This window comes from Leptolyngbya sp. FACHB-36, from assembly GCF_014695955.1.
Taxonomy (GTDB): domain Bacteria; phylum Cyanobacteriota; class Cyanobacteriia; order Leptolyngbyales; family Leptolyngbyaceae; genus FACHB-36.
The window spans coordinates 1-9,298 of record NZ_JACJPG010000676.1; the positions used below are offsets into that span (position 1 = coordinate 1).

Below are 9,298 nucleotides of genomic sequence, written 5' to 3' on the forward strand. Positions count from 1 at the left end.
GGCGATCGAACGACCTCAGTATCTCAGTTTCAGAGCCGCCTCTCAGGACGCTGCTCTTAATAAAACTACATTAATTCAGAGAAGTGGATTAGCAACTAGAATTAGAAACATGCCCCCTAGGGGGATAGAAACCGTTATGGTATGTTAAGTAAAGTAAAGAAAATAAAAACGAATAGAGTCCCATTGATTTTATACACTCCCCCTTCCAACCCCAGTTACGCTGCCGAGGCTACCGCTTACGCCCCTGCTCTCAGTGATTCAATCGTTCTGACGCCCGATCGTTTAACGACTGGCGTTAGACATTGGTTGGTTTTCGCTGCTGCAATGGTTCTTGTCTCGGTCCCTGTGTTTATTCAAGCTCCGCTGGTGCGCTACTTGCCGTGGATAAGCCTTGGATTGACGCCTGTGCTAATTCTGCTGGCGATGCGACTGTTGCGTCGTTCTGCAACTCACCTGTGGGGAGACCTGCTACTCGGATTTACTTGGACATGGCTGTCCGGCTCAATTTACTGGGGCTGGCTCCGGTGGGAACCATTTTTTCACCTGCCGATCGAGGCGATTGGACTGCCTTTTGCCATTTGGGGGATCGCTCGTCAGATGGGAAAAGTCGGAAACTTTTTCTATCTGGGGTCACTGTTTGGAACTGTCGTCACCGATCTATATTTTTACATCGTTAAGCTGATTCCCCACTGGCGAAGCTTGATGCAGGTCGAGGGAGAGTCGGTACAGCCTGTTTTTCAGAGCGCGCTAGCACAGATTAATACGCCCTGGGGAACGAGCTGGGCGATCGTCCTAGCCCTGTTGCTGCTAGTGGTCAGCATTCTACCCTTGCGTCGTCAGCAGCTTCACTGGTGGGCGTTTAGTGGCGCAGTTATGAGTACAATTTTGGTTGATAGTTTATTCTGGCTGGCGGCTGTTATGGCTTAAAAGGGTCGCATCCGCACACGTAAGTTCAGTGTGAACCATCTGTTGAACCCAAGGTGATTTCGTCAAAATCTTGGACGAAATGTTCTTCGGGACTTTACACTGACATAGTGAAAGATGTGTCAGGATGCATCATAAGGGAAGACTGTTTCTCGTTTCTTTAAGCCTGTTGTGGTGACTCTGCAACCCGTCCCCCATTTATTGCTTCATACTGACTCTGGTAGTCGGCGGCTGTCGCTGACTGGCAGCAATTTTTGGACGATCGGTCGAAGCGAAGACAATAGCTTTGTGCTGCATGATCGCTGGATTTCGCGTAATCACGCTATGTTGCAGTGCATGGACACAGGCGAGTTCTATCTAATTGATTTGGGAAGCCGCAACGGGTCGTTTGTGAACGGTCGTCGAGTTAGCATTCCCGTCACGCTGCATAACGGCGATCGCCTTACCTTCGGGCAAACCGAACTAGAGTTCTACAGCCCTGCTATTCATTCGCCCACCGACGCGATCGATGTAGACTCTAGGGAGTTTACTGCCACCGCCACGCTGCATGTGCGCCGCTTGATTTCGGTGCTGGTGATTGATATTCGGGACTTCACGGTTTTAACGCGGCAAGTAGATGAGCGGCTGCTATCAGAAGTGATCGGGACGTGGTTCCGGCATGCAGGCGACATTATTCGCGAATACGGAAGCTGGGTGGACAAGTACATTGGCGATGCGGTCATGGCAATTTGGATTCATGGCACGCAGGGCGTCAGCAACGATGACATGGTGCGGATCTTCCGCGCCCTCAGCGCTCTACACAAGATGACCAGCGACTTGTACAATCTCTACCCACTGCCGTTTCCGCTACGGGTTGGAGCAGGGATCAACACAGGCTACGCGATGGTGGGCAACACGGGCAGCGGCGATCGTCCGGATTACACCGCCTTGGGCGACACGGTGAATGCGGCGTTTCGATTGGAAACCTCGACTAAACAGATTGGGCTGGATGTTGCAGTGGGCGAATCTACCTACAAGTATCTATCGACACTTAACGTGAACTCCCCTGACTTGTTTAAGCAGTACACGGTTCATCTGAAAGGCTACGAAGCGCCTTCCATAACCTACGCCTGCTCGTTTACTGATTTGGATACTTTCTTGCAGACCAAAGTGAAAGGCTAATCCAGGTGCAATCTAGCCCTGCTTGGCTCAACTACCTGTCTTTCTTAAAAGCTGCTTGAAATTACGCTAAGATTTCCTACGCACACCCTAGTCAGGGCGTCCATAGTGCGAGATGATACCCATCTAGTGATAGGCTCTAATAAACGCTGTGTATGGGTTCCGTGCTACAGGATAGGAGGTTTAGATTTATGAAACGATTTGTCCGCCTGTTAACAATTCTCGGCATGTTAATGGGCTGCCTCGGTTGGTTGGGCACATCTGAAAGCGCTCTAGCGGCGCCGCTGGCGCAATCCGGTCAGAGCGTTGCTGCCTTTGCACCCACGCTGCTTGCGGTTACAGACTTCCGCAACGCGATGGAAGAAAAGATGCGATCGGAGTTCGGTAAAAAAATCGATTTGAACAACACGAATGTTCGAGCCTTCCGGCAGTATCAGGGTATGTATCCGACGCTGGCAGGAATCGTTGTGAAAAACGCTCCCTACGAGAACGTCGAAGACGTATTGGACATTGGTGGCTTAACCGATCGCCAGAAGGAAATCTTGCAGGCGAATCTGGATAAGTTCACGGTGACGGACGTTGAGCAAGCGCTCGTTGAGGGTGACGATCGCATCAACAACGGCATCTACCGCTAATCGTCTTAGCATCCTCTCACCTCTAAACATTGCTGAGTGACCGACGTTCGGACATTGAGCAATGTTTTGCTTTAAAGACCAATCTTTCTGGGTGCACCCTATCCTAGAAGAACCCGCATTGAGGATTGGTTATGCCTGACTTGCCTGCTCCGGTGTTGCCCACCCGATTTGATGTTCTGGTGATTGGAGCAGGGGCGGCTGGACTCTACACGTCGCTGTGCCTTCCCGCTCATTTACAGGTGGGGCTGATTACTAAAGACAGTCTTTCACTTTCGGCGAGCGACTGGGCACAGGGAGGCATTGCTGCTGTCATTGACCCCAACGATGCGTCAAAACTGCATATCCAGGACACCCTCGAATCAGGCGCAGGTCTCTGCGACTACAGTGCCGTCAAGTTTTTAGTTGAGCAAGCGCCGCACTGCATCCAGAATCTGGTCGAGATGGGTGTAGGGTTCGATCGCCACAATGGTACGCTTGCTCTGACCTTGGAAGCTGCGCACTCGCGTCGTCGGGTGCTTCATGCGGCTGATACTACCGGACGCGCCGTGGTCAGCACCCTCACGTCGCAAGTATTGAGCCGCAAAAACATTCAGGTGCTTGCCCCTGCCTTGGCGCTGGATATCTGGCTAAACCCGCATACCCAGCGCTGTCGAGGGATCAGTTTGATCTATCAGAAACGGCTCCACTGGATTGAGGCGGGGGCGGTAGTGTTAGCAACAGGTGGCGGTGGGCAGGTATTTGCTCAGACAACGAACCCAGCGCTAAGTACAGGGGATGGGGTGGCGATCGCTCATCGGGGTGGAGCTGTGCTTCGGGATTTAGAGTTTGTCCAATTTCACCCCACAGCCCTAACGAAGCCGGGTGCACCTCGCTTTCTTATCAGCGAAGCCGTGCGCGGAGAGGGCGCTCATCTGGTGGATAGCCTAGGCAGACGCTTTGCCTTTGATTATCATCCAGCAGGCGAATTGGCTCCTAGAGATGTGGTCAGCCGCGCTATTTTTAGCTATCTGCAAACCACAAATGCTGATCCCGCTGCGGCTCACGTTTGGCTGGACCTGCGCTCGATCGCGCACGAACAGATTCAGCAGCGCTTTCCAAATATTATTCAGATCTGTCGGCGCTGGGGAGTAGATGTTTTCCAGGAGCCGATTCCAGTAGCTCCAGCAGCGCACTACTGGATGGGTGGGATCGCAACCAACGAGATGAACCAAACCTCAATTTCTGGCCTTTATGCGGTGGGGGAAACCGCCAGCACTGGCGTTCATGGAGCAAATCGGCTGGCAAGCAATTCGCTGCTGGAATGTTTGGTATTTGGAGCGCAGTTTGCTCAGTTGGAGGTGAGCGGGGGAAATGGCGAGGGGAGCGTGGAATATGAAAAAACAGGGGAGGGGAAGATAGCGCTTTCTCCGATCGAGGTGGCTAAGCTTGACGTTCTGCGAGAGCGACTGCCTCGATTGGTGTGGCAGAGCGCAGGGATTTGCCGTGAGGGGAGCGTAATGGAGGCGGCGATCGCGCAGGTGCAGCAGTGGCAACTGGAATTCGACGCCCTGCCGATCAGCCAAACGCTGCAAACTGTGATGCCAGGACAGTCTGTGTCCGTGTCTGAATCGGAGGTGGACGGGTCGCTGCGATCGTGGGCAGAAACGCGCAACCTGCTCGACATCGCTGAGCTAATCCTCAAAAGTGCGCTGGCGCGGACGGAAAGCCGGGGCGGACACTACCGCTTGGATTATCCCCAACCTGATCCCCAGTGGCAGGTACATAGTTTGATGCAGGGCGATCGGTGGTGGACTGCACCTGTCCTGTAGGATAGAGAGTCGGACGTTGTTCGTCGTTAGGTATTACGTATCACGTTCTAATGAGTGAGCAGTGGCGAACTGACACTCCTGCGCGAATGACCAAACTCTAACGACTAACGACTAATCACTAACGGCTAATCCCCTCATGGACCCCCAGTTTGCTCAACTCATCGTCAATGGCATCTCAGTCGGTAGCATTATTGCCTTAGCTGCCGTTGGGCTAACGCTGACCTACGGAATTCTGCGATTGTCAAATTTTGCTCATGGCGATTTCATGACGCTGGGAGCCTATCTTACTCTTTTGGCAAACACGTTGGGAATCAATATCTGGTTGTCGATGGTGCTAGGAGCAGCAGTAACCGTAGCGAGCGTGCTGTTAAGCGAGAAAATTATTTGGGGACCGATGCGATCGCGCCACGCCAGCGCCACCACGCTAATCATTATTTCGATCGGGCTAGCTCTGTTTATTCGCAACGGCATCATTTTGATTTGGGGCGGCAGCAACCAGCGCTACGATTTACCTGTAGCAGAAGCGCTGACGCTGCTTGGGCTGCGAGTGCCCTTCTACGATCTGCTGGTTATGGGGTTGGCAGTAGTGGCGATTGTAGCACTGCACTACCTGCTACAAAACACCCGCATTGGCAAAGCGATGCGAGCCGTCGCTGACGATATTGACCTCGCCCGTGTTACTGGAATCAACGTCGATCGCGTCGTCATCTGGACTTGGATCATCGCGGGCGGTCTAACTGCTCTCGGTGGCAGCCTGCTGGGGCTGGTAGAAGCGGTACGCCCCAACATGGGCTGGTTTCTGATTCTGCCGCTGTTTGCTTCTGTGATTCTGGGCGGCATTGGTAATCCGTACGGGGCGATCGCAGGTGCACTGGTGATTGGGATCGCACAGGAAGTAAGCACCTACTGGCTGCCAACAGAATATAAGCTTGGAATCGCCTTAGTCATCATGGTTCTGGTGCTGCTGTTTCGTCCCCAGGGTTTGTTTCGCGGCACCATCTAAACACTTTGGGCAATGAGCAGTGCTCATTGCCCAAAGTGTTTAGATGTTCAAAACATGGAAATAAATTGCGGCAATAACAAAGTTACCCGCTAACAAAACAAGTGCCCAAAACGTGCGGAACGGATAGGGTGGCTTGCTAGTTTTGGTAACCGCGCCACCGGGAGTGGGAGCGTTTGTCGCTCTTGCTGCTCTGGTCATAAATGGCTCCTAATGAGTACACTTTCTTAAGACATATCAAAGATTGCACCCTTGATCGGGGTTGCTGACGAATCTTAACCTGTCAAAACTGGTCCGGAGTGACTTCTAAAGACGGAATATTTAATCCGCCATTAGCAGCATCTACGGAATGATGCACCTTCTGCTGTCTGCCTGTGCTAAGCGTCCTCGCCTGCATGATACGAGCTTCGGACCAATGGACCCGATCGCACATGGGCAAAGCCTAACTCACGGGCGGTTTTGCCCATGTGCTCAAACTCATCGGGTGTCCAATACCTCTGCACAGGAAGATGCTCTAGCGAGGGACGGAGATACTGCCCAATCGTTAGGCGATCGCAGCCGACCGAGCGCAAATCCCGCATCGCTTCAATCACTTCCGCGGCAGTTTCGCCGTGTCCTAGCATCAGTCCAGACTTCGTTGGGATAGTAGAGTTCAGTTCCTTAACGAGTTGCAGGACGCGCAGGGAGCGATCGTACTGTGCCCCGCGTCGCACCGGACCTTGCAGCCGTCGCACCGTCTCAATGTTGTGGTTATAGCAGGCAGGCTGCATTTGCACCACCGCTGCAATTCGCTGGCGTTGCAGGTCTTCCGACGTTTTGTCCGCGTCTCGCCCGCCCCAAAAATCAGGCGTCAGCACTTCGACCTGCGTTCTTGGATTGCGCTGACGGATTTGGGCGATCGTCTCAGCAAACCAACCCGCCCCCTGATCGGGTAAATCATCTCGTGCTACTGAAGTCAAAACGACGTAGCGGAGTCCTAAAATCTGCACAGACTCAGCAATCTTCTGCGGCTCATCTGGATCGAGCGGCATCGGCGCGTGTCCTTTATCTACCTGACAGAATGCACAGGCGCGCGTGCAAGTCGGACCCATCAGCAAAAACGTTGCTGTGCCTTGTGCGTAGCACTCACCGCGGTTTGGACACCGTCCCTCTTCACAGATTGTGTGAATCTGTCGCTGCTTGATCAGGCGCTGCACAGTGGAGAGGTCGCTAGCGTTGCCGATCGAACGGCGCAACCAGTCAGGGAGCCGCTGAATGTCTGCTTTGCTCCGAGACGTTTCGGCTAAATTCGGTTTAGTTGTCATAAATCTGGGAATGCTAGAACCATTCAGTGTCAGCTTCTTCAATTACCCGTGCAAAATTGTAGAAGTTACCCTAAATTGTAAAGGATTAGCTTCCAGATTCCTCTCGTCGTGAGTTCAAGCGGATGTTGCCGAATTCTCTAGCTGCTTTGTCACAGATACTTGCATGTCACGATTGTTACGGTTCTGTTCGCTAGAAGCTAAACTAGTTGGTGCCAAAGCCAACATTCGGTTTACGCTTGATCGAGCACGCTTGATTAATCCTACTAAATTAGTAGTACCCACGGGCTAGCCGACAGCCGTTCAGCGGTTTCATCAGTCAAAAGCAGCCAGTGGTGTTATTAAAATACACCCTACACCCTTCTAGCTAATTCCGCCGTCCCAACAGAGGAGTTCAGTTGTGGCAAGTCACAAGATTCTGGTCATTGACGACAGCAACGTTATTCGGAACATGGTCCGCGACATGTTACCAAAAGGTAACTTTGAAGTGTTAGAAGCAAAGGATGGCGTTCAAGGGCTGAATTTAATTCGTCAGGAACGCCCAAATTTGATCATGTTGGACTTTTTGCTGCCTCGGCTGAGTGGCTGGGAAGTTTATCAACAGATTCAAACGCAGCAAGACCTACAGGCGATTCCGCTCGTGCTGATGTCAGGACGCAAAGAAGAAGTGACCGAAAAGCTGCAAGAGCCGTTTGAATACTTCGAGTTCGTCCAGAAGCCGTTCGACCAAAAAGAACTGATCGACGCCATTAAAGCTGCGATGGCAAAATCTAAGCGCCGTCCGATTTCGGCTCCTGCTGCTGCTGCTGTCCCTGCTGCTGCCGTCCCTGTTGCCGCTGCACCTGCCGAGTCGGGAGCATCCTCAACCGAAGTGCAAGCGCTGAAGGATAAAGTCGCTAAGATGCAAGCGGAAATTGACGGACTGAAGAAGCAGATGTCACAAATTCTGACGTTTATCAAGCAGAAGCTGAGGTAAGGCGATAAGCCAGACTGCCTCTAGTTAGGGTATCGATCAAGGATGGATACCCTTAACGTCGGCAAGCGCCCATTATCAGCGTCCAAGATTGCGCTTAAGCTGTTCCAAATCTTGCTCCGCTTCCCAGCGCCGGAATTGCTGCTCTAAGTCTGCGCTGTTAGATGGGTTTGAGCTGCTGCCGATCGCCTCCCAGGAAGGTCCTGTTTGGGAACTGGTGCGAGTCGTTTGCGCTTGAGTCACCTGCTGCTGTACTTCTTTGCGCCGCGCCTCGATCTGACGCTGTAAGTCCTGGGTTTGCTGAATCCGCTGCTTCATCATTTCCATCTGGCCCCACTTTTGGTTGCCTTGGCGCAGCAGCACCGCCTCATGCGCCTGAGCTGGCTCTGCCAAATCAACTCTGCCAGCCGCCTTTGCTTTGTCAATCCGAGCGTGCCACAGTTGAATCTCGCGCGCCAGCCCCAGGATGTCGTCCTGCAACTGTTTTTCCTGGTGCTTCAAATCCGACATTAGCTTGAGGGTTTCTTCTTCCTGCTCCCGCAGCTTTTCTTCCAGAACCATGAGTTCTAGATGCGGATTATTGCGGAGGAACTCTTCAAGCTGGGTTTCTAAAAATTTGCTGAAATCGTCGAACAGACCCATGAGCGGCTCCTAGTCATTAGCGGTTAGTCGGTAGTTGTTAGTCAGTAGCACTTAGCAATTTGAGTAGCCGTGACCAATGCGCTACAAACTGACAACTAAAAACTAAAAACTAACAACTTTCTAAAAGTTTTGCCCAATGAACACCGATCGCACCTCTCCATTGCGGCGAATAATCGCTTGGTTTTTGGCAACTTCTACTAGCGTCCAGCCACTTGTGCCGATGCTTTCGCCGACGCGATAGCGCTGAACGATGCCATTGATTTCAATTAATGCCGCGGAGCGATCGTCGCCCATGTCTGCCAACCCCCGTAAGGTGCGTGCCACACCGGGGACAGAAAGCGGCACCGGAGGCTTCACAGCAACGGGCGCGGCAGGGCGCGGTACAGGAGCGACAGCAGCTCCACCCGGAAACAGATTTGGCGGCATTTGATACACCGGGACGTAAACTCGCTCCAGCGCAGTTGGTGTCCGAGCAGCAGCCATCGGAGGTTTGGGCGTGCTGGGAACCGTTACAGTCGGGAGTGCGCCAGGAGACTGAGCGATCGTGGTTGGAGCCGGAGATGGCGCCCGCTGATCGAGTCGCTGCATAGCCTGCTGTGCATAAGCTGCAAACTGGCTATCGGCAGCAGGAGCCGTTTGACTAGCGGCTGTTTGCGCTGGAGCCGCAGGAGTAGGCGGTTTTTGGTGGAGTTCCTGACTGACCAACCACAGCGCCAGCGTGACGATAATCGACGTGCAGCCAACGCCCAACAGCAGACGATCGTACGATCGCCCAGATCGTCGCACCCGTGTTGGCTTCTCCGGCATCTCAGCTGGAGCCATAGTGGCATCTGGCACGTTTGCCAGCAAATCTGCTG

Annotated in this window: 10 protein-coding genes; 6 read left to right on the forward strand and 4 right to left on the reverse strand. The window is 52.9% G+C overall.

Annotated elements, in window-relative coordinates; all coding sequences use genetic code 11:
* Positions 1-324: 324 nt before the first annotated feature.
* The 5 genes from H6F43_RS21205 to H6F43_RS21225 all read left to right on the forward strand — a co-directional run bounded on the left by H6F43_RS21205 (position 325) and on the right by H6F43_RS21225 (position 5,528).
* Entirely contained in the window at positions 325-927 is a 603-nt protein-coding gene (locus tag H6F43_RS21205) for a DUF3120 domain-containing protein (protein WP_242025835.1), read from the forward strand.
* A gap of 168 nt (positions 928-1,095) precedes the next feature.
* Complete coding sequence (locus tag H6F43_RS21210) at positions 1,096-2,085, forward strand: FHA domain-containing protein (RefSeq protein ID WP_190345156.1); 990 nt, start codon at positions 1,096-1,098, stop codon at positions 2,083-2,085.
* 188 nt (positions 2,086-2,273) lie between these two features.
* Positions 2,274-2,717, forward strand: coding sequence for a photosystem II complex extrinsic protein PsbU (psbU, locus tag H6F43_RS21215; protein WP_190345157.1), 444 nt, complete (start codon positions 2,274-2,276; stop codon positions 2,715-2,717).
* Between the two features lie 131 nt (positions 2,718-2,848).
* Positions 2,849-4,525: an L-aspartate oxidase gene (nadB, locus tag H6F43_RS21220; RefSeq protein WP_190345158.1), complete on the forward strand. Its 1,677-nt coding sequence runs from the start codon at positions 2,849-2,851 to the stop codon at positions 4,523-4,525.
* 136 nt (positions 4,526-4,661) lie between these two features.
* A complete protein-coding gene (locus H6F43_RS21225; protein WP_190345159.1) occupies positions 4,662-5,528 on the forward strand; it encodes a branched-chain amino acid ABC transporter permease in 867 nt (288 codons plus the stop codon).
* Positions 5,529-5,567: 39 nt separating this feature from the next.
* Here H6F43_RS21225 and H6F43_RS21230 read toward each other — a convergent pair whose 3' ends face one another.
* On the reverse strand, positions 5,568-5,726 hold the full coding sequence (locus tag H6F43_RS21230) for a photosystem I protein PsaX (protein WP_190345160.1): 159 nt from the start codon (positions 5,724-5,726) through the stop codon (positions 5,568-5,570).
* Between the two features lie 176 nt (positions 5,727-5,902).
* Entirely contained in the window at positions 5,903-6,829 is a 927-nt protein-coding gene (gene lipA / locus H6F43_RS21235) for a lipoyl synthase (RefSeq protein ID WP_190345161.1), read from the reverse strand.
* Positions 6,830-7,226: 397 nt separating this feature from the next.
* Between lipA and H6F43_RS21240 the strand changes: the two genes are divergently transcribed.
* Positions 7,227-7,802: a response regulator gene (locus H6F43_RS21240; protein ID WP_190345162.1), complete on the forward strand. Its 576-nt coding sequence runs from the start codon at positions 7,227-7,229 to the stop codon at positions 7,800-7,802.
* Positions 7,803-7,877: 75 nt separating this feature from the next.
* On the opposite strand, the gene H6F43_RS21245 is transcribed toward H6F43_RS21240, so the two are convergent.
* Positions 7,878-8,441, reverse strand: coding sequence for a TIGR04376 family protein (locus tag H6F43_RS21245; protein WP_190345163.1), 564 nt, complete (start codon positions 8,439-8,441; stop codon positions 7,878-7,880).
* A 120-nt stretch (positions 8,442-8,561) separates the two neighbouring features.
* A partial coding sequence (locus tag H6F43_RS21250; RefSeq protein ID WP_206754599.1) for a type II secretion system protein N occupies positions 8,562-9,298 on the reverse strand: 737 nt, incomplete at its 5' end.